The sequence below is a fragment of the Adhaeribacter pallidiroseus genome (assembly GCF_003340495.1).
GTDB classification, from domain to species: domain Bacteria; phylum Bacteroidota; class Bacteroidia; order Cytophagales; family Hymenobacteraceae; genus Adhaeribacter; species Adhaeribacter pallidiroseus.
On record NZ_QASA01000001.1, the window covers coordinates 309,919 to 336,114 of the forward strand.

Genomic DNA, 26,196 nt, shown 5'->3' on the forward strand with positions numbered 1-26,196 from the left:
TGTAAAAATAGCTGACTCGCTGCTAAAATTAATACGGATGATGGTTAATCAGGTAAGTGGGTTTAATAGACTTCATGCAAATATTTTTTAAAATATAAACCCTTAAAGATACAGAACTTCTCCGGGGCAAAGAACAAATAATCTTTACTCCTGAATAGATACAGGTAAGGCTTATTACCTTTGCAGCCACTTACTATTGTTTTATGATTTCTTTCGAAGAACTCGTTCGCCTTACTGCCGGCAAGTTGCTGCAATACCAACAGGAATACAGCATTCAGTATGTATTAACGGATAGCCGGCGACTGGCGCACCCGGTTAGTTCTTTGTTTTTTGCTATAAAGGGGCCTTTTAACGATGGCCACCGGTATATTTTAAATTTATACCAAAGAGGTGTCCGGCAATTTGTGATTGAAGCAAACCATACTGTACGGGAGCTAAAATCAGAGCCCTCGTTAAGACAAAATTTTCCGGAAGCAAATTTTTTGCAGGTAAGCAGCAGTTTAGAAGCCCTGCAACAAGTAACCGCGTACCACCGGCAGCAATTTACGTTGCCCGTAATTGGTATTACCGGGAGTAATGGAAAAACTATTGTAAAAGAATGGCTTGCCCAATTACTCAGCCCGGATGAGCGGGTGGTAAAAAGTCCCCGCAGTTATAATTCGCAAATAGGCGTACCCCTTTCGGTGTGGCCAATTAACCAGAACCATACCCTTGGAATTTTTGAAGCCGGCATTTCGCGACCGGGGGAAATGGAAAAATTAGCAAAAATTATTCAGCCTACTCTCGGAATATTTACCAATATCGGCCAGGCCCACGCCGAAGGCTTTGTTTCCAGGGAACAAAAAATAAACGAAAAGCTGCTTTTATTCCAACACGTAAATCTTCTTTTTTACTGCCTAGATCACGAAGCTATTCATGCTGCCGTAAAGGCGGCTAATATTCCGGCGTTTACTTGGTCGAGGTACCAACCGGCGGATTTGCAAATGATGAGCGGTGCGGTACGCGGTAGCCAATATACGCTGGAGTTTCGGTACCAGAAGCAAAATAATTTATTGGTGTTGCCTTTTACTGACGAGGCTTCTATTGAAAATTGCCTGCATTGCCTGGCTGTTTTATTGAACCGCCAGGTGCCCGCACCGGAAATTCAGCAGCGATTTCTGAAGCTAGCACCGGTAGCCATGCGCCTGGAAATGAAAGAAGCTATAAACGGCTGCTACCTGATCGATGATTCGTACAATAATGATTTGAGCGGTTTAAGTATTGCCTTGGACTTACTCCAAAATCAAACCCGCACCCAGAAAAAAACGGTGATCTTATCGGATTTACTTGAATCGGGCTTAGCGGAAGAAGTATTATACCAGCAGGTAGCGGATTTAGTGCAGATACATGGCCTAAATCAGTTGATTGGCATTGGCCCTTTAATTAGTCAGCATCAGCAAAAATTTAATTTATCGCGCGTGTTTTTCCCCAGCACCGCTGATTTTTTAAAAAAATTTAATCCGGAGCACTTCCGGAACGAAACCATCTTGTTAAAAGGAGCTCGAGTTTTTGAATTTGAGAAAATTGTAAATGCTTTTCAGCAGAAAATACACGGTACAGTACTCGAAGTAAACCTTGATGCTTTGGTACATAATTTAAATTTTTACCGATCCCGGCTCGCACCGGCTACTAAATTAATGGTAATGGTAAAAGCTTTTGCTTACGGCAGCGGTTCTTACGAAATTGCTAATTTACTACAATACCATCGGGTAGATTACCTGGCCGTAGCCTACACCGACGAAGGGATTTCGCTGCGCGAACACGGCATAAGTTTACCCATTATGGTAATGAACCCGGCCAGCGATTCTTTTGCTAAGTTGCAGCAATACCAACTGGAGCCCGAAATTTATTCCCTGTATATACTGGAAGCGTGTATTCAGGCTTTACCCAATGATTTACGGTACCAGCAAAATATTCATCTAAAGCTGGATACCGGCATGCACCGGCTCGGGTTTACCGAAGCTGATTTAGAAGAATTATTGACGCGTTTGGCCGCTACGTCGCAATTGCGGGTAGTGAGCATGTTTAGCCATTTAGCCGGGGCCGACGAAGTACAGCATAACGATTTTTCGCAACTACAGATAACTCGTTTTCGCCAGATGGCAGCTTACCTGGAAACGCGTTTGGGTTATTCCGTTAGCAAGCATATTTTAAATTCGGCGGGGATTGTGCGTTTCCCGGAGCACCAAATGGATATGGTTCGCCTGGGGATAGGCTTATACGGGATAGAAACAGCTGGAGCGAAGCAAAATGCCTTGCGGTTGGTAGGCCAGTTAAAAACTACGGTTTCGCAGGTAAAAGCCGTTGCGGCCGGTGATACGGTAGGTTACAGCCGCAAAGGAGTTGCCGATGAACCCAAGCAAATTGCTACCATTGCCATTGGCTACGCCGATGGGTATGACCGGCGGTTTGGAAATGGCGTGGGCCAGGTAGTAATTAATGGCCAGCGGGCCAGCACCATCGGTAATATTTGCATGGATATGAGCATGCTGGATGTAACCGGCCTGGAGGTAAAGGCCGGCGATAGCGTGGAAATATTCGGGGAAAATAGCAACCTGACCGCCATGGCGCAAAAAATTGGTACGATCCCTTACGAACTGCTAACCAACGTGAACGGGCGCGTAAAGCGGGTGTTTTACACGGAGTAAAAACCCTTTTGTAGTAGCTCTTTTAAAAATTGTTTTGACTAAGCGTAGTAATCTATCGGCAACAATTTTTTAAATTTTAATAAAGAAACAAATTAAAATTTACGCGTACTTTATCCTATGCATTCTCTTTCAAGAAGTTGTTATGCCTTGTATATGGTAGTGGTCTGATACATTATAAGCAGTAACACAAACAAAAAAGAGCTGCCCACTGGGCAACTCTTTTTTGTTTATTGCGGGTAACATATTTAGTCTTTTTTCACACAATTCGGTACTTTTTTACCGTTTTTGTTTTTCATTCCTTCTTTCTCGTAGCCATCCCAGCACGGATCTTTTTTATCGGAAGCTTTCTTTTTCGTAGCCATCTGGTTTTTTAGTTAGTGTACCATTGTTTTACGGATTAAAATGAATTCTGGCCGATGCAAAAAGTTATTTATTTGTACTTTTTTGATTTTATAGTAGCATAGGTGTAATAATTTTTAGAAATATCAAGATGTTGGAAGTTCTTGACCTAACTTGATATTAAACTTTACTAAATCTTATTAACAATTTTTTAACCGGAACTATCTCTCATTTAAGGCTTTTTTCTAGCTGTTTCCGGCATCGCGTGTAACTGTATTCCTTAAAATTGGGTAAGAGTAACCAAAATTAAAATTTAAGCCGGTATGTATTCAGCTAATAGTAACCGGCCTCTATTTAAATATGGCTTTTCTATAAAGCCCCTGAGTCTACTGCTTTAAGGCGGTGTTTACCGCCGCCAATGATTTTAGCCTGTTTTTAGTACGGCTGGTTTTATCCGTTTACCGTGGTACCTATCTATGCGCATAATACTCATGAAAAAACGCTATTTTCTATTAATCTTCACGCTTATTCTAACGGGTTGCGGTATTCAGGAGCGGGAAAAACTGGTGCAAAAAAAAGAAAAAGAACTAGCCCAAAAAGAACAGGAATTAATTACCCGGGAAGTCGCTTTACAACTGAAGGAAGCAAGCCTTGCTAAAAAACAACACCAGATCGATAGTACCCAAACCGATTCCGCGGCCATTAACTCTAACATTACCGGCTTATGGAATGTGCGGATGGTATGCGTCGAAACCACCTGCACCGGATCGGCCATTGGCGACACTAAATCCGAAACCTGGGATATTTTTTACCAAAACAACCAGGTGGTGGCCAAAGCCATGACCGACAATACCGTAACCAGAACCTACGAAGGTACTTACCAGGATAATCTTCTGGAATTGCGAGACAATATCGAGGTTTCTTCTCAAACCCCGGCTACCGAAATTGTAGTGCGATTAACGCCACAAAATGAAAATTCTCTGGAAGGACAACGCCAAATCATCCGTTCCGGCGACTGTAGAATTGTGTATTCCCTACAATTAGAGAAGGATAGTCCGATACCTTTTTAAATTAAAACTATGGTTTTATTAAGTGAGCTCAACTTTGAATTACCATTACGTAATCCGGTAATTATCTTTTCGCTGGTACTTTTTATTATTCTGTTTGCCCCCATTTTATTTAACAAAATAAAAGTGCCGCACATTATCGGGCTGATAATCGCGGGCGTTATTGTGGGGCCACATGGCTTAAATTTACTGCGCCGGGACGCTAGTATTTTACTATTTGGTACGGTAGGCTTGCTGTACATCATGTTTCTGGCGGGCCTGGAAATCGACCTGAAAGAGTTTAGCAAGAATAAATTTAAAATTCTGGTTTTTGGCCTGACTACTTTTATACTGCCTCTGGTTTTCGGGGCTTTGGCCAGTTATTATATTCTGGATTATAGTTTAATGTCGTCGGTGCTGCTGGCCAGCATGTTTTCGACGCACACCTTAATCTCGTACCCTATTGCCAGTCGCTACGGTATTACCCGCAACCGGGCTGTTACCTTAACCATTGGCGGCACCATGATTACCGATATTCTGGCGCTATTAATTCTAGCAACCATTGCCGGCATGACCAAAGGCGAGGTGTCGACGGCTTACTGGCTTCGCTTAGGTATTTCGTCGCTGGTATTTGTGGGCATTGTGTTTTTTATTTTTCCGTTTATCATTCGCTGGTTTTTTAAACGTTTCGACGATAATGTGTCGCAGTATATTTTTGTGCTGGCCATTGTTTTTCTGGCCTCCTTCCTGGCCGAAGCCGCCGGGGTAGAAGCCATTATCGGCGCTTTTTTCTCGGGGTTGGTATTAAACCGCTTTGTGCCGCATTCGTCGCCGCTCATGAACCGCATCGATTTTGTGGGCAATGCCCTGTTTATTCCTTTTTTCCTGATCAGTGTGGGCATGCTGGTAGATGTTACCGTGCTGGTAAAAGGCTGGGGCGCGATAAAAGTGGCGGGTGTAGTGGTGGCCGTAGCTGTAAGTACCAAGTACCTGGCCGCCTGGCTGACGCAGAAGTTTTTTAAACTTTCGGCTGACGAAGGGAAAATGATTTTTGGCTTAAGTACCTCGCACGCTGCGGCGACGCTCGCTATTATTTTGGTAGGCTATAACATTATTATCGGGGAAACGCAAAGCGGCGAACCTATTCGGCTTTTAAACGAAGACGTGTTAAACGGTACTATTTTGCTGATTCTGGTAAGCTGCGCCATCAGTTCTTTTGTGGTGGAGAAAGCTTCCAGGCAATTAGCTACTCTCGAAGAAGCCGAGCAAGATATAGCCACCGACGAACCCGACGAACGAATACTGGTATCGCTGGCCTACCCCGAAACGGTAAATAACCTGGCCGATTTAGCTTTTCTACTCAAGCCGCATAAGAGTAATATGCCAATTTATGCTTTGCACGTAAACCACGAACAAGGTATTTCGGAGAGTAACCAGGCCATTGGCAAAAAAATGATGGAAAACGTAATAAAGCACGCCGCTGCTACCGATAATACCATTATCCCGATTAACCGCTTTGACTTAAACATTAGTAACGGCATTATCTACACCGTTAAAGAACATAATATAACCGATTTGATTATTGGCTTGCATCATCTGGCGCACACCAGCAAACGCTTTTTAGGGCCGGTGGCCGAGAAAATACTGGAGCGTACGCCCATAAACGTATTAATTTACAAAGCGGCCCAACCGATTAATACCCTGAAGCGCATTTTGGTAGCGGTACCCCCGAAAGCGGAATACGAACAAGGATTTCCGCATTGGTTTAACCGGTTGCAAACTATTGCCAGAGGCACGGGTTTGCCGCTGCTGATCTACGCCGAAACTAAAACTTTAAAAAAACTACGGCAACTAAACGAAGAAAGTAAATCGCCGCTCACGATAGATTTTGAAATTTTTGATAAGTGGGAAGAATTTTTAATTTTTAGCCGCGAAGTACGGCTCGATGATTTATTTATCATTATTTCGTCTCGCAAAGGACACTTGTCTTATAACCCCGAAGTAGAAAAACTGCCGCATTATTTAACAAAATATTTTGCCCAAATTAGTTACATTATTTTGTACCCGGAGCAATTAGAAGGGGAGCCGGATTATAATTTAAAATCGCTGGAGGAAAATGCCGAGTTTATGAACCGGGCCGGCAGTTACGTTAAAAATATATTTGCAACGGGTAGCGAACAGGAAAAAAGATCTTAAATATAGGTTACCTATCAATCTATGCGGTTGATTTAAAATAAATTAAAACAAACCCACCTGATCTGCCAACATATTTTGGAATAACCCGGAACACAATGTATCTTGCAACTGTTTATAATAAGTCTAAATAAGGAGAATAGGTGCAGAAAAGCGAAAAAAGTGTCCGGGATTTAAAAATTGGGGAAAGCGGTACTATTTGCTGCCTCAGCGATCCGGAAATGTCCTTGAAGCTTCTCGAAATGGGTTGCATACCCGGTACGCCGGTAAAACTAAACAGCAAAGCTCCGCTCGGTGATCCTATTACCATCATTGTAAACGATTATACCCTTTCTTTACGTTTAGACGAAGCAGCCACCATCAAGCTAAAATAGTTTCGTCTATGGCCGAATTGATCTATCCGGGAGAAAAAGTAGCAGTAAATACCTCCGTCCAAAAGCCGATTGCCCAAATTGCGTTAATCGGAAACCCTAATTCCGGAAAATCATCTTTATTTAACCAGCTAACCGGTTTAAACCAGAAAGTAGGCAATTTTCCGGGCGTTACCGTGGATAAAAAAACCGGCATCTGTCAACTATCCGCGCAGCAGAAAGTCCGGATTATTGATTTGCCGGGCACGTACAGCCTGTATCCGAAATCGCTAGACGAAAAAGTAATTATTGATTTGTTGTACAACCAACAATCCGAATTATACCCGGATCTGGTAATTATCACTGCCGATGCCTCTAATTTAAAACGTAACCTGCTCTTATTTACCCAGCTCGTGGATCTGCAAATACCGGCGGTGCTGGCGTTAAACATGATGGACGTGGCCACCAAAGAAGGGGTGAAAATAAATGTAGAACAATTGCAGCAAGATTTAGGCGTGCCAATTGTACCGGTAAATGCCCGCAATGGCAGCGGTATGGCAGCTTTAAAAATTTTAATTTCGCAGCAGCTCCCGGCTCCCGACCGTACATTTTTTAAAATTCCGGAAAAATTAGAAGGCTTAGTTCACCAAATCCGCCAGCACTTTAATCTGCAGAACGATTACCTGGCCTGGCATTACCTGCACCAATTTAAAAATCTGACTTTTTTATCGGAAACCGATAAAACCTACATTGCTGAGTTATTGCAGCAGTACGAGTTTAATTCTAATACCTTACAAGCGAACGAAACCATCGGGCGCTATACACAAATTAACGAGTTACTGCTCGACTCGGTACGCGTAGAAAAACCCGACAATAACGAAAAATTCAGCAACCGTTTAGACCAGATTTTAACGCATAAAGTTTGGGGTTACCTGATTTTTTTTACCGTGTTGTTTATGATGTTCCAGGCTATTTTTGCCTGGGCCACTTACCCCATGGATTTAATTGACGAAGGCGTTACGGCGGTTAATGCTTTTATTCAAAGCCATTTTGATGGTCCTTTGATTAGTTTGCTTACCGAAGGCGTAATTGCCGGATTGGGCGGCATTCTTATTTTTATTCCGCAGATTGCTATTCTGTTTGCCTTTATTGCTATTCTGGAAGAAACCGGCTACATGGCGCGCGTTACTTTTATGATGGATAAAATTATGCGCAAATTTGGCCTGAACGGGAAAAGCATTGTGCCGCTTATTTCGGGAGTAGCCTGTGCCGTGCCCGCGGTAATGGCGGCCCGCAACATCGATAACTGGAAAGATCGGATGATTACCATATTCGTGACGCCGCTCATGAGCTGCTCGGCCCGGATACCGGTATACACGGTTTTAATTGCTTTGGTAGTACCCGAAAAGTATTACCTCGGATTTTTAAATTTGCAAGGCATGGTGCTGATGGGGCTCTATTTACTGGGCTTTATTGCGGCGGTACTTTCGGCGTGGGTGATGAAAATAATTTTAAAAACCCGAGAGCGCAGTTACTTTATTATGGAGTTTCCGGTGTATAAAATGCCCCGCTGGAAAAACGTTGGCCTTACCATTATCGAAAAAGTTAAAGCCTTTGTATTTGAAGCCGGTAAAGTAATTATTGCTATATCTATTATTTTGTGGGTAATGGCTTCTTACGGTCCCGGCGAACGCATGGCCGAGGCGGAGCAAACGATACAGCAACAGGCGAAACAATATAACTGGTCGCCCGAAGAAACCGAAATCCGCCTATCTTCCGAAAAATTGGAATCGTCGTACGCCGGCGTATTTGGCCACGCCATTGAACCGGTGATCCGGCCTTTAGGCTTTGATTGGAAAATTGGCATTGCTTTGCTCACTTCTTTTGCGGCCCGCGAAGTGTTTGTGGGAACCATGTCTACGATTTACAGCGTTGGCGATTCTGAAAATATTAAAACCATTAAAGAAAAGCTACTGGCCGAGAAAGACGATGCCGGACAAGTATTCTTTACCCCGGCCCGCGCTTTTTCCTTGCTTATTTTTTACGTGTTTGCCATGCAGTGCATGAGCACACTGGCCGTAGTGTACCGCGAAACCAAATCGTGGCAGTGGCCGGTTATGCAGCTTATTTACATGAGTGGTTTGGCTTATGTTTGCTCGTTTATTGTTTACCAGTTATTTAAGTAATTAGATTAAAATATTAATCATTTTTAAATTTTAGTTAGTCTAGGAGCCGAGTTAAGTAATTTTGTTTGGCTTATTTACTCGTTCAAAGAAGAAATTTAAAAAATCAGATAACTGTGAGGTAAAAACAAAAAGAGGAGCCCATACAAATTATGAGCTCCTCTTTTTAAGTAGTTAAAATATTTTTATTGTTTCTTGATAATCTGCAGCGGTTTAAAACTTTGCCCTTCCGAAACGGCTTTCAGGTAATACATGCCATCTGGTAAAGTAGATAAATCCACCTTTAATTCGCCAGAGCCGGTAACTATAGCCGCTTTTTGCTGGTAGATCTGACTGCCTTTAAAATTAAAGATTTGTACCGTAACATCTGAGACATCCTGGGCTTTAATAGCCACGGTAAACTTACCATTTCCTGGGTTCGGATAAGCGAATACATTAATAGCAGCGGTATCTGAAGAACTGCCGCCTACTACTGTAAAAGTAACTTTTTGCGCCATACCGGCTACTCCGGTGGCATTAATACCGGAATAAGGCGTAACAGTAAGCGTGTGCTTGCCCACCGGAGGTGTCCAGGATCTGTACGTTAACTTTCGGCGGTCGTCGCCGGCTAAAGCGTAAGGCAAATAGTTCTCCGTGGTTTTATTCTTATTTAATTGAAAGACCACACTACCCACCGACATCGGCGAGGTATTGGCCCGGATGTTCAGTTTACGGCCAACTTTATCTAAATCAATAGTGCTGCCATCTTTCACTTCGTTAATATCCTGACCAGTTTCGGCGTTTACTAAAGTAAGATTAGAAACAGCCTGGTAGCCTTTCTGAATGGCTATATCGTCTATAGCCCAGCCCCAACTGGTTAAAAAGCCATCAGAATGTAATCTAAAACGAAAGAAAACGGTGTCGCCGGGCGCAAAAGCATTGAGAATATTAACCGAGTGATTCACGTATAAATCGCTGCTGCCGGCTGCTTCATTATCGAAAGCCTCGCGCCATTTAGCGTTGTAATCAGCGTTATAGCCATCTTCCAACCTTTTCCAGGTAATGCCGTCTTTGGTGCCTTCCACAATTACAAAATCAAAAAAGCCCGAGCTGCCATAAGGAGCCCCAGGATCGCCGGGTTCCACAAGGGCTACATCTTTGTATTGAAAAGTAGCATTTTTATCGGCCACAATAATGGGCGTTTTTAGCTGGTACGTAGAATCAGTACTTACCGTATAAGGATGTTTAGAATGGATAGCTGCATTGGAAAAGCCTGGTTCTTGGCGAACAGAGAAACCCGGACCAAAAAAGTCAGTAGAAGCTTTATTGAAGTTATTGGTATAAACGTAAGCGGGAGGAATATTAAAGAAATCAATGGATTTAGCTGTAGATACTAATCTTTTACCGTTCAGGAACGAGGTGAAGTACACTTCGGTAGGGCCGGCCTGGTTATAGGTAAACTGAAAAACTGTATCCAATACAGCGGTTTTACCTAATTTTTTAAATCGTTTATCGTTGATGTAAACAACCGTAGAATCGTAGCGATTTCTTAAAGAAGCATCTACTACCAATTTACCATTTACTGCCACTCGTAAAGCATTTAAATAAGGCACAAACACTACTGTTTGCTCTACCTCCGGAATAGTGGCCGACCAAATTCCGCGACCGTGGGTAGCTACTACTACCTGGTCGTCAACAATTTTTAATTCCCAAATAGAAACATTAGGCAATCCGTTTTTAGCTAAAGCCCAGTTTTTACCCCCATTCGTGGAAGTTACTAATCCAATTTCGGTACCTGCCCAAATAATGTTGGGATTATGCGGCATTACCAAAAGGCTGTAAACGGCTACGTCCGGAAAGCCATTGCTGCTTTTATTGTTTTTGCTAAAACCGGAGATATCATTCCAGGTCTTACCTAAGTTGCTCGTTTTTAAAATTTTTGGAGAGCCCGCAATAGAAAACAAGGCAAAGGCGGTAGAGTCTTCGGTGGGGTGGGTAGCCAATCCGGTTAAGCGGCCTAAAACCGCATCGGGATAATTGCTGGTGGCTTTAAAGCTTTTGCCTCCGTTGGTGGATACATGCACGCGGCCCGCGCTGCCAATGGAGTGGCCGGCCCAAATATATTGCGGGTTGTTTTCTGATACTTTTACATCACCGGCCAAACCGTTATAATCCCATAATTCCGAGATTGGCGTGAGTTTCCAGTTAGCTCCAAAATTATCCGACACCCATACGCCAGAAGCGCCAATAGTGTACAGTACATCCGGATTAGACGGGTTCGTAGCCACTTGGGTAATAAAAGGACCCCGGTCGTCAACATCGGTAAGTCCACCACTAGCCGCGGACCAAGTAGCACCGCCATTTACCGACCGGTAGAAGCGGTTATTGTAAATAGAACCAAGAATTTTGTTTGGATTAAAATAATTCCAGGATACTTCAAAACCATCGCCGCCGAGTTGGGCTACGTAGTTAGAGTTGGCCGAAGCTTGCTTTAAACTGGGCGAACGCCAGGTACCATTATCCTGGGTGCCCCCAATATATTCGTCGGCTTTGGGTTTTTTATCTACCCCGTAAAACTGGGTGGTATTGTAGCCATCGCCCGCAAAAATCCAGGAATTTTGCGCATATCCTGGGTCCGTATCGGGTTTAGATACGTACACTCCACCGTCGTTAGCGTCTAAAATTTTAAAAATTTTGCCCGCTGTATCGGTATTTATAAAAACCAGATTATGATGGTCCGGGTGCACATAGGCGTTTTTGCCACCAAATTCGTTGTAAGAGTCGCTGATGTTTTGAGTAATCCGGAGCCGGGTAGTTAACTGCGCATTGTTAATAACCAGTTTAGATTCCGGTAATTTATTAGGGTTCCAGGTGGCACCGTCGCGTAAAATAGGCCAGAGCAAATACATATTGTTATACTGGTGTCCGCCATTCTGCGCAATGTTTTTGTTTGATTTTTCGGCGTAAGGCGTTGTGTGAATAAAAATATATTCGCGGCGCTCTACAGTACCTTTATTTTCTAATAAATTAAATTTGCCGTCTTCCTGCTGGTCCCGGAACGAAACCATTAGTTGTTTTTTATTAGTTATATCCCAGACTTCAAAAGGAACTTCTACGTAATCGCGGTATTTAAAATCGGCGGCCGGTACCCCGGCTCCTCGGCCATCTACGGTAAAGCGGTGCGCTTTCTGAGCTTTGCCGGGGCCAAATCGTAGCTCCACACTTACAAAATCGGCAGCGGGCACTGTTCCTAGCACTAATTTACCGCCAAAAGCTTGGCCACCTAAGTTAACAAAGTCCAGGAACGGCTGGGTATTTATTTCTTCTACGCTGGTGATAATAGGGTCAGGCGTTTTACCAGTACCATTGGTTATCGTCATTTTCCAGAGTTGTACACCACCCAGGTACACTATATTTTTATTATATGGATGTACCCGTAACGTATTATCGTACCAACCTTGGCCCCGGAGCCAGTTTACATTTGCTTTGTTTGCCTCTTCCAATACGAGTTGCCAGTTAGCGCCGCCATCCCTCGACAAATATAAATCCGAACCACTTTGGCTTAACGTTCCTTCGGCCGCAGCATAAAGCCAGGAAGGATCGGTGGGAGCAACGGCTATTTCTACCCGGCCAGCCGGATACATGCCTTTATTAGCCAGAAACCAGGTTTTACCCGCGTCCGTAGATTTAATAACACCAGTGCCATTCACGGAGCCATATTGAATTTTAAAATTATTGGGGTTGGCCACCAATTGCTGAATAGGAGCGGCTAATGCTAAAACCGCAGACCAGGAGCTGCCCCCATCCATGGACCGCATAATCCAGGAGGTAGGGGCGCCAACATTTACCAGGTTATAACTGCCAACACTGGTGCAAGCCAGTAAAACATTCGCATTATCCGGGTCCACGATCAGGCGGTTAATATTTTTAAATTCTTGCTTGCCGGCGGTAGCATTTAATTGTTTCCAGGTTTCCCCCCCATCCGTAGATTTAAAAATACCATCGCCGTTTACAGCATCGGCATTAAAAAAGCCACCTTCGCCGGTGCCCGCATAAATAATGTTGGGGTTGGATCGTGCCATGGCCAGGGTAGTAGTAGCTAAGTTGGGCAAATCCGGTGTTTTGTTTTTCCAGTTACCTCCGGCATCGGTGGTTTTCCAGATGCCGCCGCCGGCTGAGCCCGCGTACCAGATTCGTTCGGGATTGTCCGGGTGGGTGAGCAGGCCGCGGGTGCGTCCGGGTACGTTGGCGGGGCCACGCTCCGACCAGGAGATGTTCATAGCAGTAGCATTAACCTTTGCGGTTGCACTTACTTGCTGTTGAGCCGTGTATAGTTCGGTTAGCTTATAGTTTAACTTATAAGCCGGGGCTTTCTCGCCTTCCCGGGTGCGAATCATTCTTTGGTACTCGGCGTATTTATCTGGTTTATCCGATTTTACATATCCTTTTTTCCGGCGCTCCCGTTTGCGGATTTTTTCTAATAATTTTATTTCGGCAGGAGTGTATTCTGTTTTGTGCTTTACCAACGTTTCTTCGTCAGATGTTAAAACAACTTGCTCCACCGGTACCGAGGAGCTGGAAATTTTGGCGAACGAAGGCTGAGGGGTTGCTTCATTTTCTGTAATTAAACGATACCTGTTTGGTTTGCCGGAAGTTTGGTTTTTTCCTATGGCAGTTAAATTACCGGGCGAGGTAAGCTGGTCCGATTGCCCAGGTTTGCTTTTTAGTAAAAACCAACTAAAAACAACCAGACCCAAAGCAGAAAATAATAAAAGTAAATTTTTCATAGTAAAACAGTTATAAAAGTAAGTTCACTAGTTTAACTCCAGTAACAGGTATTCGGCACTTCTTAAAGCTTTTGAGCACCGGGCACTAATTTTTGCTGTGTTTCAAGATCGTACAAATAATAGTTCTTTGGTTGGTTAAGTTGATTTTGTAAAATTCCTGGAGAGGTTCGTATTTTAAGCTGGGCATTGTTATACCACTCTACCTGGGCATTGGCTATTTGATCTTCGTATAGCAGGCGGTTGTCTTTTAACGCAATTACTAAAAAGCGGAGCAAGTGGGTAATGCCTGGTGCCGCCATGGGCTCGCTACTAAAACCCAAAACCAGGGTATGTGTCTCGTTAAAGGCGTACTGAACTTTGCCGCCGAGTCGGCTTTCGGCTAATTGGCGGTAACCCGAAGAATTTTTCATAGGCACAGGAACAGTAGTCGCGGAAGTACCCACCGGTTTACAAGCACCCGAAAGAAGCAGCAAAAATAAACTTAGCTGATACAGAAACTCCATAATTGGCACTGTTTATAAATACTATTTTGAGCAACAAAACAGGTAATGAACTAATTAAAACAGAGGAGTAAAATCAAACTGTCGGGTTAAGCGCTGCAGCCATTTTTTAAAATTTATTGGTGCCAGTAGTAATGGCCAATAAAAATTTGTTTAAGTAACCAAAAACCTGAACCCATTTGAATAAGGCCAAGCTTTTGGGGATAGAAAACCTGTAGTTTTATCCTGGATGGTTTAAGCTTTACACTTGACTGATCATGAACCGGAAATTCTGGCCAAATAAAGGTGCGAACAGTTGCTAAGCGCAGAAAAATTTAAAAAATAACAGGAACCTGGGTAAAAATTAAAGCGAACAGTTAAATAGCGCCGTAAAAAATAAATTTCTTTAGAAAATATAAAGTTTAAAAACAGCATACCAGAACCTTAGTTAATATATAAGCTATTTTTTAGTTATACAAGCTTTTATAAATACTTCTGTCATTTTCCTAATGATGTGGTTGTAAAAACAATTTGGACACTTCAGAACAAATCCAGTTGCTGCTTGCTAACATTGGTTTTTGAAGTAAAGTAAAAAAGCCTGGGTTATACGTTTTTACAATAAGGCTTGCTTTAAAATAAAAAAGCCTTCTGTTGGGCAGAAGGCTTTTAGCGGAAGTTTATCTTTATTTAATTAGAAGCCGCCGCTTTTTTGAGCGAGGTTAAATATTCTACCAGGTTCACCAGTTCTTTTTCGGTCATGGCTTGTTGCAGGTTAGAAGGCATTAAAGAAGTTTCCATTTGCTTTTTAGTCGTTACATCGGCTAGGGCGTAACTGGTAACGGTACCACCCGGCTGGCGCAAATCTAGCTTATCTTCGGTTTGGCTGGCAATTATACCTACCACCTGGCTGCCATCTTTTAATTTCAATTGGTAACCTTCGTAGCCAAAACTAATACCGGCATCGGGGTGCAGAATAGATTTGTACAAAGCTTCTTTGGGCAGTTTATTGCCAATTTCGGAAAGTTCCGGACCAAAGGCTATTCCTTCACTATTAACTTTATGGCAAGCTACGCACGATTGTGAAAATACGGCTTTGCCATTTACCGGATCGCCGGTTAAAGTAGCTAATTGATCAATCGGAGGAAGCGGCTTCCCTTCCCGGGACGGAGTTTTTAAATATTGAGCTGCTTCGGTTCGGATGTTTTCCCGCCAGGAATTTAGTAAAACGCTGCCCGCCGCCTGCTGCATTTCCGGACTTAACTTGTTATTTTTAACAATAGCCAGCAAGCGCGCTTCGCCGGAGCCACCCCGGCCAATTTTCTTTAAAGCCATTTTGCGTACTTCCGCGCTACGGTTTCCGTTCAGGGCTACATCTTCGAGTAACTCCTGGGCTTTTTTATCTTCGTAGCGGCCCATCGCGGTTATCAGGGCCAGGGCAGGTTCGTCTTTGCCGTTCAAAACTTTCATAATCTGGTCCGGACCGGTGCGCAGCAAAATTCTGGAAGCTTCTATACCGGTCTCAGATTCGGGTTGGGTGGTAGCTAACTGTACCAATTCGGCATTTTGATCTTTTACCTCAAAGCGTTTTACCAGTTGCACAAATTGGTTCTGACCTCTTACGGTTTGCAAGGCTCGTTTTAAAGCGCTTTGCACCTGCGGGTCGGCGCCGTACTTTTTCGCATCAATGTGGTTTAAGGCCAGCGAAGTAATCTGCGCTTGCTGCGGAGAGTTGCCGTTTAACAAACCAATTAAAATTTGCTGCTTCGCATCATCTTCGGGGTAAAAATCGAAAGCCCGGAAATAGCGCGGCCGTTCTTTTTCGGTAACGGAAGCTTGGGTAATAATGGTGGGCAACATTTTCAGCGCTTCCGGAGTGCGGGCCCGCCAGATAATATCGCGATTGGCTTTATTGCTTAAATCGCGGTTGCTTTGTTTTTGCCAGGCGGCTAAGAATGTATCCCAGTGTAAATCCGCGCCGATACCCAAAGCTTCCAGGTACCAGCGATCCTGCCCATCGTATTGGTTCGCCAACGTGGTCCAGATTTGGGCGGCTTCCGGCGATTTGTTAAAACGTAAATTAACGGCCACCTCCCGGCGTACCTGTGGCGATGGATCCTGGGCCAGTTTGGTTAAAATCGGAATGGTGTTCATCTTTAACTCTTCCGCGGCGCGTAAGCCCGCCATCCGGATGTTCGCGTCGGCATCGTTAACGGCGGCATCAATGTACTTTTTGCCTTTTTTATCCAGCTTGCTCAATAACCAGAAAGCCCGGGCCCGGAACCGGGGATTGCTATCGGATTTAAACATTTTGGCCAGTACTTTCTCGGACTTTTTGCCCCAGCCCTGTAGTTTTTCGTAAGCTAAGTAACGGGTAGCCAGGTTCGGACTTTTTAAAGCTTCGGCAGCACTGGTCGGAGTAGATAAATCTAATTTAGGAACCGTATAGGCGGTGCCCGGTGGCGCTATCCGGAAAATCCGGCCTTTCGCCAGGTCACCGACCTGGTGACCGCCTACGCCCGGGTCGTACCAATCGGCTACCAACAAAGAACCATCCGGCGCTATGGCTACATCCGAAGGCCGGAACCATTTATCTTCTTTCGTTTTTAAAATATTTACGATTTCGGCTTTATAACCAGCGCCGTCGTTTTGCACCGGATAAGCGCGTACCACGTTCGGGCCGGCATCCGAGTGAATCATCTGACCCTGAAACTGGCTGGGCAGCAAATTCCCTTCGTACAGCACCATGCCGGTAGGCGAACCCGCTCCGGTTTGTAATAAGTTAGGTACCACGCCCGGGTCGTTTAAATGCCAGTGGCGTAAAGGTATTTCTTCTTCCAGGTTGGTGCGCGGCGATTGCCAGCTGGCACCGGTAATTTGGTCCTGGTAGCCGTAGTTGCCGTAAGGCATCACGTAGTTAATACGCACCCCGCGATTGCCATCGTCATCGTTATCCGACTGCCACAAAGTACCGTAGGAATCCACGGCTACTTCGTAGTTGTTCCGGAAGTTATGGCCCAGTACTTCAATGTTAGAGCCATCCAGGTCGCAGCGGAAAACCATGCCTTGGCGGTAGGGCTTGCCGTTATTGGCAATTTCGTTGCCTTCGCGGTCTACCAGCGGTTTGCCGTTTTTGTCTTTAATTTGCTGGCCTTCGTTGCCAAAGTTAAAATACAGTTTGCCATCGGGGCCAAAGGTAAAAGCGTGCACGGCGTGGTCGTGTTGCTCGCCGCCTAAACCGGTAAATAGTAAATCTTTTTTATCCGCTTTATCGTCCCCGTCGGTATCAGTAAACACAAATACGTTGGGCGATACCGATACAATTACCTTGTTACCCAGTACCGCAATACCCAACGCTGCGTTTACGTCGTTGCCCTGGTAAAATACTTTTTCTTTATCGGCTTTGCCGTCACCGTCAGTATCTTCCAGAATCAGAATGCGGTCGCCTGCTTCCTGACCCTTGTTTTTAGGATTAAGTTTGGGCCGGTAATTTACGCCTTCGCATACCCAAATCCGGCCTTTGGCGTCAATATCCATGTTGGTAGGGTTGCGCAGCGAAGGCTCCTGGGCAAATGTTTTTACTTCCAGGCCGCTGGCTACTTCAAAGCCTTTGGTTAGATCATCATCGGCGGGACGGATTTTGTAGATATTGGTGCTAAACGCGGCACTCACGCACAATAAGCCGCCAACTAATAAGCGGCTTTGGGTGCTTCGCAGCGAAAGCCTTTTTCTGAACTGCCCGGATTGTTGCTCGGCAAATTTACCTTTCTTACTCATTACCAAAATTTTAAAAATTTAAAAAACTAGGCCACACTAAAATCATCCGAAGCTACGTAGGCGTTAATCACAGCTTTTTCGCCTTCTTTACCGGGAGCAGCATTGCCGTGTTCCATGCCCATAACGCCTTTGTAGCCTTTTTTGTAAATGTGTTCAAATACTTTTTTATAGTTTATTTCACCGGTAGTGGGTTCTTTCCGGCCCGGTTCATCACCAATTTGGATGTAAGCAATTTCGTCCCAGCATTGATCCATGTTGTAAATCAGGCGACCTTCGTTTTTCTGCATGTGGTAAATGTCGTACAGGATTTTGCAGGCCGGGCTTTTTACACCTTTGCAAATCATGTAGGTTTGATCGGAATAGCGCAGAAATAAATTTGGCGAATCGCTGAGTGGTTCCAGTACCATTACCATATTATTCGGTTCCAGAATTTCCGCTCCGCGTTGCAAGGCTTCAATTACGTTGCCAGTTTGGATGCCAATGGGTATATCGCGGTGAAAATCGCCGGGTACTACGGTCATCCATTTAGCATTTACGCGCTTAGCGGTTTCTACGGCTTTTTTGCAGCCATTCAGAAAAATATCAATGTATTCTTTTTTGCCGGCCGCTAAGGTGTTTTGCCCATTGCCGCCTTTATCCACTACAAATACACCCATGGTCATACCTAATTTGGCCAGGGTTTCGCCAATTTTAGTTTGTTCGGCGGGCGGGCGGCCCATCATGCCATTATCTTCCAGAGCCATAAAACCATTGTCGGCCATAAACTTAAGCTGATCTACCACATCGTCGCCGGCGCTGTTTTTAAACATCCCAAAGTGGGGGGCGTAGTTTAGCTTAAACTTCCGTTTGGGAGCAACTGCTAAGGAGGCAGCCTGTAGTTCCGGACTAAGCGCAGCCGAACCTAAGGCCACGGCAGCACTGGCAGCTAAGCCTTTTTGAAAGAAATTTCTACGGTTCATAAGAATGGTGTATTTGCGAATAATTTCGATTAAGGATAAGGTTTTAAGAACCTAAATTAGGGTATTAATTTAAAATATTTCAAGTTGCCTTGGCGTTATCTTAGCTTTTTTACATTTTGTTTAAGGTAACGGGTAAAATTTTGCATTTAGTGTTACATTAATAGGTTATTAATGTTAATTATACAATATGGGGAGAAGCCCGGTAAAAGGCTGGTAGTTGCTAACTTGCTGTACCGGACCGTTAAATTATTAAAAATTTAAAAAAACGGAATACTTGTAATTTTTTGAAAGTACTGGGCGTATAATTTTTTAACTTTCTAGTAGTTTTAGAAGCAAAGTGCCGTATTTTCGAGGCTACGAATAAAGGATTCGGGTTACGAGCCACGGGTACTTAAAATTTAACTAAATCACAAAAACAAGATAAAAGCTTATTGTAAATGATGAACCGAAAACTTAGAATGGGCATGATTGGTGGAGGCAAAGATGCCTTTATTGGGGCGGTACACCGCATGGCTGCTGCTTTGGATGGGGAAATTGAATTTGTTTGCGGGGCCTTCAGTAGCAACGCCGAAAAATCAAAAGCTTCCGGCGAAGCTTTACGTTTACCGCCGGACCGGGTATACGCCAATTTCGAGGAAATGATCCGGAAAGAAAAGGAACTGCCCGAAGGCGAACGCATGGATTTTGTTTCGATTGTAACGCCCAACCACGTGCACTTTCCGCCGGCAAAAATGGCGCTGGAAAACGGTTTTCACGTGGTGTGCGACAAGCCGGTTACTTTAAACTTGCAAGAAGCTTTAGATTTAAAAAAAGTTATTGATCAAACCGGTTTGTTGTTTTGCCTCACCCACAATTATACCGGCTACCCCATGGTAAAAGAAGCCCGAGCGATGGTGCAAAGCGGTAAGCTAGGGAAAATCCGGAAGGTAATTGTAGAGTACCCGCAGGGCTGGCTGGCCCAGTTACTCGAAGCTACCGGTAACAAGCAAGCCGACTGGCGCACCGATCCGGCCCGTTCTGGCGCGGCCGGTTGCATGGGCGATATTGGTACCCACGCCGAAAACTTAGCCGAATACATTACGGGTTTAAAAATAACCGAACTTTGCGCCGACTTAACTACTTTTGTGGAAGGCCGCAAACTGGAAGATGATGGCAATGTATTGTTACGTTTCGACAACGGCGCCAAAGGCGTATTACACGCCAGCCAGATAGCCAACGGCGAAGAAAACGATTTAAACATCCGGGTTTACGGGGAGTTCGGCGGTTTGCAGTGGTGGCAAATGGATCCCAATACGCTTATCTACAAAACCAACGAAGAAGGCGCCCGTCGGTTACGGCCGGGCGTAGGGCAGCAATCCGAAGCTACCAAAGCCCACATCCGGGTACCCGCCGGTCACCCCGAAGCGTTTCTGGAAGCATTCGCCAATTTATACCGCAATTTTGCCATTACGCTGCGGGCCCGCATGAACGGCGAAGAACCCAATCCGATTTACACCGATTTCCCCGGCATTGCGGAAGGCATCCGTGGTTTAGCCTTTATTGATACCTGTTTGGCTTCCGCCCATTCCGACCAGAAATGGACAAAGTTTGTGATTTAGGCTATGGTTGATAGCCCACTGTCCACAGAAGAAATACTATTAGTATGCTTTATTTAATCTGTCGTTCAGTAAAAAACTAATTACTGGTTAATTTCGGTACTAGTACAGCCAGCTTTAGCTACCAGAAACTTTAAACAAGCTGTTCCACAAAGAACTAATTTAACTTTTATTTAAAATTTTTAATTTTTCGAGCAACGAATAACGAACAACTAACAACGATATATGAAAGGACCCGGAATATTTTTAGCGCAGTTCTTGGGCGACGAAGCCCCTTTTAATTCTTTTGAGAGTATTTGTAAATGGGCCGCCGGTTTAGGCTATAAAGGCGTACAAATTCCTACCTGGGCCGGCAGCATTGTAGATTTAAAACAATTAGCCGAAAGCAAAACGTACGCCGATGATTTTAAAGGCGTAGCCCAGGCCGCCGGCGTAGAAATAACGGAATTATCGACGCACTTGCAAGGGCAATTAGTAGCCGTTCACCCCGCATACAACGCCATGTTTGATGGCTTTGCTCCGGCCGAATACCGTAACAACCCCAAAACCCGTACCGAGTGGGCCGTACAACAATTAAAATACGCCGCTAAAGCTAGCCAGAATTTAGGTTTAAATGCGCACGCTACTTTTTCGGGAGCGTTGTTGTGGCATACCGTTTATCCTTGGCCGCAACGCCCGGCAGGTTTAGTAGAAACGGGTTTTAAAGAATTAGCGGATCGTTGGATGCCTATCTTAAATGCCTTCGACGAAGTAGGCGTAGATGTATGCTACGAAATTCACCCGGGCGAAGACTTGCACGATGGCGTAACTTTTGAACGGTTCTTAGCGGCTACTGGTAACCATAAACGGGTAAACTTACTCTACGACCCAAGCCACTTTGTGCTCCAGCAATTAGACTATCTGCAGTACATTGATATTTACCATGAGCATATTAAAATGTTCCACGTAAAAGATGCGGAGTTTAACCCAACGGGCCGTTCCGGCGTGTACGGTGGCTACCAGGATTGGATCGATCGTCCGGGCCGTTTCCGTTCTCTGGGCGATGGACAGGTAGATTTTATGGGCATTTTTAGCAAATTAGCGCAGTACAACTACGAAGGCTGGGCCGTACTGGAGTGGGAGTGTGCCATTAAACACCCCGAAGATGGCGCGGCCGAAGGCGCACCGTTTATTCAGCAACACATCATTCGCCGCACGGAGCGCGCATTTGATGATTTTGCCGGCACTGGTTCCGACGAAGCGTATAACCGCAAGGTTCTGGGATTGGATTAGTTTATTCAGCAACCTGCATAAAAACAGAAGCCTGTTCACATTAATGAACAGGCTTCTTTTGTTGATGAATCATTTAGATAACGACTCATCATAAAATTAAGATAATTTGTTTAAAAAAGTATTATTGTAATTGTCAATAGATTTAAAATGCTACTTTCATCGTAAAAATACATATCTAAAAATTTAAAAGTTTTAGCTACAAATTATTTAGTATTTACTTTTACGTATGTATAATCATCAAATCTATTTACAGAAACATAAGCCGACTCATTAGCAACTCTAGTAAATGCTGGATTATTTATGGTAATCCAATCAGCCTTTTTGTTAATAAAGACTATTTCAATTCGGTTGCTTAAATACGTATATTTATCGCAAGGACAATTTGCATTAGATGGATTTACTTTTTCTTTCTTATTAGGCTCACCAAAAATTTCTTCTATTTGAGACTTGGACTTTCCAGCAATATCATCTACTATCACTACATAATTTGTACTCTTAAGGTATCTATAATTATCAAAAGTTTTTGAGTTTAGATATTGTTCTAGTTCTTTCTCACTTCTTTCGTATTCATTTTCTTTTACTAATTCTTCTAATACATATTTATCGTAATTTGATTTAGCGTATTTATTAACGAAAGTACTCTTTAGTCTATTATTCCAAAGACTTTGTTGAGTCAGTTTAACTTCTGGCTCTCTAATGTTTTTGGAATTACTTTCACATGAACTTGTTAAAATTGCACACGTAAGCACGAATACTAAAAGCGTTTTTAAGTTCTTCATTTATTAAATATATGAATTAGCTATTTTCTTAGTAACGTAGAACTAAAATGTAATTATTACTTTTTTAAATTTTGATAAAACAAACCAACTTTGGCGAGTACTTAAAACTGGTTTGTTTTATCAAAATTTAAAAAACCTTATTCTGGTATAAAGCTAATAGTTTTCAGGTAAGCGCGGCCACCTGGCTGAACGGGTTTAACTACCAAATATACATCTTGTAATTGGCCGTTGGTTGCATTTTTAGGCACTGGCACACTGGTTGTTACTTTCTGCCGGCTATCGGCAAAATCAACAGTTGTTTGCCCAATTACATTGCCGTTGGCTTGGCCACTGCGTAACTCTACTTGGTATTTGCCAGGGCGTCCGCTGCCAAAGCCAGCTAATTCAATGCGGCTAATACCGGTTAAATCCAGTTGCTCACCTTTTATGTAGCCTTCGGTAGTAGGTAAAGTTAAGTAATGGGCACCCGCTGAATCTTTTGGTGCAAAGCCTTTTACTTCGCGGAAGTCAGTTACATCCATGGTCGTATTGCGCAAGTAAATAGCCTGCGAACCGGAAAGCGGCTGAATACCGGATCCACCCGCATCGGTGTACGTAGCCATTAACCGGAATACGTTATTTTGCTTTTTCTCTTCGTTTATACTGGGAATAATTTTACCAACTGCCGGTAAGCTTGGTTTGTTACTGTCGGCATTAGCCAGCGATAAAATAAAGGTAACAATTTGCCGAACATCGCCTTCTTTCATGGTTAAGTGAGCCGGCATTACGTTTTCGCCCCAAACACCGCCGCCACCTTTGATAATTTTACTGATCAGGTAATCGTGGGCCCGGGTATCCTTCTGGTAACGCTTCGCTACATCGGTAAAGGCTGGGCCAATAGATTTTTCGGTAATACTATGGCAAGCTTTACAATCGGAGTTCATCATTAGGTTTTTACCCAAAATAGCTTCCGAAATAACCTGGTGACCAGTTGAAGCGGCGGCCATATCGCGACCCTGGATGTAGTCGGTAGAAACAAACAAGTTCTTAGAATCTACTTTGGCGCCTTCATCGATTACCTTAACCTGGTAGTTAACGGGTTTATTCGGAAAGTAAAAAGATTTATTTCCCTGAATGGCTATATTTACCACCGGCTGTTCATTACCGGCATAAACGGTTACCACATTGCTGCTGCTCGCTGCTTTTTTATCATCCAGCACTTGTACCTGTACTTTGTAGTCGCCGGCTTTATCCAGGGTGTATTTTAATTGTGGTTCTTTGGTTTCTTTTTTAATGTCACCGATGCTCCACACGTACGTTAAGTTATCTTTTTCCGGGTCGTTCGCTTTTACGCTGGCCGTAAAGGTAAATGGTAAGTTTCCGTTCAGGTTGTCAATGTCTATGGTAGAAACTTTTGGCGGACGGTTTCCTGCCAGATAATCCACACGGGAAATACCAGCATCCGGGTTTTTCGCGAACCAGCCTTTACCGTATTCCAGAATGTACAAACGGCCATCCGGACCTACTTCCATATCAATGGCGGCCGCTAGTTTCGCATTTTGCATGAACGGCTCCATTTTGTCATAATTATGATCCTTGTCTAAGGTTACCACTTTTATCCAGTCCCGAATCCACTCGTAAATAAACAATTTACCATTGTAATAATCCGGATAACGGGTTTCTTTCGGGTATAGATCGGTGTAGTAAACTGGGCCAGCCATCGCGTTCCGGCCACCGGTACCTACTTGCGGGAATTCCGGCGACTCAGCGTAAGGATACCAGATAAATGCAGGTACTGCTGGCGGCAGTTCGGTTAAACCGGTGTTATTGCGGGAGTTGTTGATTGGTTTAGCCGGGTTAAAAGCTTCGCCACTTTTACCAGTTGCGTAATCAAAAGCCCGGTACGGGTAGTTGTTACCAATAAACAAAGGCCAGCCAAAGAAACCAGCCTTTTTAGCTTGGTTCACTTCGTCGTAACCACGCGGGCCACGGGTAGCCATGCTGTCTTCGCGGGCATCCGGACCAACTTCGCCCCAGTACAGAATGCTGTTTTTCTGGTCCACGGTAATACGGTAAGGGTTTCGGTGACCCATGGTATAAATTTCCGGACGGGTTTTCGCGGTGCCTTTCGGGAATAAGTTTCCTTCCGGAATTTCGTAAGAACCATCCGGCTTCACACGAATACGTAAAATTTTACCACGTAAATCGTTGGTATTACCTGATGAACGACGCACATCGTACTGTAAATGTCCGGGAATATCGTTTAAAGGGGCAAAACCGGAGCTTACGTAACGCACATTTGGTTCATTAAAAGGGGTAGAGTTATCGCCGGTAGAAAGATACAATAGCTTATCCGGACCAAAGGCAATGGAACCACCGGTATGGCAGCAGATTTCGCGTTGCGAGTATAACTGCAATATTCTTTTCTCCGATTTGCGATCCAGCGAGTCGCCTTTAAAGGTAAACCGCGACAACCGGTTCACCGAAGTATCGGCTGGGCTATAATACAGGTAGATGTAGTTATTATTTTTAAAATCCGGGTCCGCAGCAAGCCCCAGGATACCTTCTTCGGCATTAACGCCTTTGGTATTTGTCCGAAAATATACATTTAAAGCACCTACTTGTTTTACTTTTTGCTCTTTCTGGCTGTAAAGCATTAATTCTCCGCGACGCTGGGCCACTAAAATATCCAGGTTTGGCAAAACGGCCATTTCGGTTGGCTCATTAAAGTTGCCTTGGTCCAGTAATACCTTTACAAAACGATCGTCTTCGGGTACGTTTTGGGTTTTAGCTTTGGCGTAGTCTAAAGGTGCATTTTTACCAACCGCGTATTTTAGGCCGCCTAATACGTGTTTTAGGTATTGCGGATCATCGTACGATTCGTCGGTGTGGCCTAAACCGGTATAAAAAGCACGGCCGCCATCGTAATCGTGGTACCAGGCAATCGGGTGATTTTTGCCGTTTTTGCCGCCTTCGTAAGTGCTTTCGTCCAGGTTCATTAAAATTTTAATATCCGGGCTGATTTTTTTATAACTGTACCACTCGTCCCAGCGCTTCCATTTTTTTGGCAGGTGTTTAGTTGCACTATTCTTGCGATCAACTACCTGAATGACAGCGTCTTGTTGCTTCGGATGGTTTAAAAAGTAAGCTCCTACCAACCGGCCGTACCAACCCCAGTCGTACTCGGTATCAGCGGCCGCGTGGATGCCCATAAAACCCCCACCCGCCTGAATGTAGCGTTCGAATGCCGCTTCCTGGTAATTATTTAATACGTTGCCGGTAGTGCTTAAAAATACCACGGCGGCATATTGCTTTAAGTTATTGTCGTTAAAAGCCGTAGAATCGGTAGTGGTATCCGCGTCCATGTCATTTTCGCGGGCTAATTTCAGGAGGGCCAGTTGGCCTTTGGCAATAGAGGCATGATGATAGCCAGCCGTTTTACTAAATATTAAGATCTTGGGCTTTACTAACAGCTTGCTGAAAGTAAACAAGCCAACAATCAGAATAGCAAAGATGCTTCCGGCTATAAGCCGCCAGGAATTTTTAATTTTCATTACGTTTGCTTTATTCAATTAAGGTTTTGTTTGTTTTAAAATAGTACAGGTTATACACAGGAGACTACCGGGTGCTAAATTATACTGTGTTTCTTAAATTATTCTTTTTTAGCTAAATCGTTTTAAAATAAATATAAAAATTTATAATATAAGAGTAAGTTATTTAACTATCTATTTAACGTATGCCGATGCTTTTAAGTCTAAACCTATTTTGGTTGATGCAGGTAATCTTTTCCTCAAA

At 43.9% G+C, this 26,196-nt stretch carries 13 protein-coding genes; 7 read left to right on the plus strand and 6 right to left on the minus strand.

Going from position 1 to position 26,196, the window contains the following annotated elements; genetic code table 11:
* Positions 1 to 203 precede the first annotated feature (203 nt).
* The 5 genes from AHMF7616_RS01245 (at position 204) to feoB (ending at position 8,801) form a co-directional block, all read left to right on the plus strand.
* Complete coding sequence (locus tag AHMF7616_RS01245; RefSeq protein WP_115371242.1) at positions 204 to 2,687, plus strand: bifunctional UDP-N-acetylmuramoyl-tripeptide:D-alanyl-D-alanine ligase/alanine racemase; 2,484 nt, start codon at positions 204 to 206, stop codon at positions 2,685 to 2,687.
* Between the two features lie 815 nt (positions 2,688 to 3,502).
* Positions 3,503 to 4,096, plus strand: coding sequence for a hypothetical protein (locus AHMF7616_RS01250; RefSeq protein WP_233507229.1), 594 nt, complete (start codon positions 3,503 to 3,505; stop codon positions 4,094 to 4,096).
* A 9-nt stretch (positions 4,097 to 4,105) separates the two neighbouring features.
* Complete coding sequence (locus tag AHMF7616_RS01255) at positions 4,106 to 6,268, plus strand: cation:proton antiporter (protein ID WP_115371244.1); 2,163 nt, start codon at positions 4,106 to 4,108, stop codon at positions 6,266 to 6,268.
* A gap of 140 nt (positions 6,269 to 6,408) precedes the next feature.
* Positions 6,409 to 6,639: a FeoA family protein gene (locus AHMF7616_RS01260; RefSeq protein ID WP_115371245.1), complete on the plus strand. Its 231-nt coding sequence runs from the start codon at positions 6,409 to 6,411 to the stop codon at positions 6,637 to 6,639.
* A gap of 8 nt (positions 6,640 to 6,647) precedes the next feature.
* A complete protein-coding gene (gene feoB, locus AHMF7616_RS01265; protein WP_115371246.1) occupies positions 6,648 to 8,801 on the plus strand; it encodes a ferrous iron transport protein B in 2,154 nt (717 codons plus the stop codon).
* Between the two features lie 182 nt (positions 8,802 to 8,983).
* Here feoB and AHMF7616_RS01270 read toward each other — a convergent pair whose 3' ends face one another.
* The 4 genes from AHMF7616_RS01270 to AHMF7616_RS01285 form a co-directional block, all read right to left on the minus strand.
* Positions 8,984 to 13,564 (minus strand): T9SS type A sorting domain-containing protein, encoded by a 4,581-nt coding sequence (locus AHMF7616_RS01270; RefSeq protein ID WP_115371247.1) that lies wholly within the window; start codon positions 13,562 to 13,564, stop codon positions 8,984 to 8,986.
* A 62-nt stretch (positions 13,565 to 13,626) separates the two neighbouring features.
* Entirely contained in the window at positions 13,627 to 14,067 is a 441-nt protein-coding gene (locus AHMF7616_RS01275) for a hypothetical protein (RefSeq protein ID WP_115371248.1), read from the minus strand.
* Positions 14,068 to 14,730: 663 nt separating this feature from the next.
* Positions 14,731 to 17,817: a PVC-type heme-binding CxxCH protein gene (locus tag AHMF7616_RS01280; protein ID WP_115371249.1), complete on the minus strand. Its 3,087-nt coding sequence runs from the start codon at positions 17,815 to 17,817 to the stop codon at positions 14,731 to 14,733.
* A gap of 26 nt (positions 17,818 to 17,843) precedes the next feature.
* Positions 17,844 to 18,776 (minus strand): TIM barrel protein, encoded by a 933-nt coding sequence (locus AHMF7616_RS01285; protein WP_115371250.1) that lies wholly within the window; start codon positions 18,774 to 18,776, stop codon positions 17,844 to 17,846.
* 458 nt (positions 18,777 to 19,234) lie between these two features.
* On the opposite strand from AHMF7616_RS01285, the gene AHMF7616_RS01290 reads away from it, so the two are divergent.
* Positions 19,235 to 20,374: a Gfo/Idh/MocA family protein gene (locus AHMF7616_RS01290; RefSeq protein WP_115371251.1), complete on the plus strand. Its 1,140-nt coding sequence runs from the start codon at positions 19,235 to 19,237 to the stop codon at positions 20,372 to 20,374.
* Between the two features lie 222 nt (positions 20,375 to 20,596).
* Positions 20,597 to 21,643: a sugar phosphate isomerase/epimerase family protein gene (locus tag AHMF7616_RS01295; protein WP_115371252.1), complete on the plus strand. Its 1,047-nt coding sequence runs from the start codon at positions 20,597 to 20,599 to the stop codon at positions 21,641 to 21,643.
* Between the two features lie 203 nt (positions 21,644 to 21,846).
* On the opposite strand, the gene AHMF7616_RS01300 is transcribed toward AHMF7616_RS01295, so the two are convergent.
* Both AHMF7616_RS01300 and AHMF7616_RS01305 read right to left on the minus strand, forming a co-directional pair.
* Positions 21,847 to 22,422, minus strand: coding sequence for a WbqC family protein (locus AHMF7616_RS01300; RefSeq protein WP_115371253.1), 576 nt, complete (start codon positions 22,420 to 22,422; stop codon positions 21,847 to 21,849).
* Between the two features lie 137 nt (positions 22,423 to 22,559).
* Positions 22,560 to 25,955, minus strand: a complete 3,396-nt coding sequence (locus tag AHMF7616_RS01305) for a ThuA domain-containing protein (RefSeq protein WP_115375404.1) — start codon at positions 25,953 to 25,955, stop codon at positions 22,560 to 22,562.
* Positions 25,956 to 26,196: the final 241 nt, after the last annotated feature.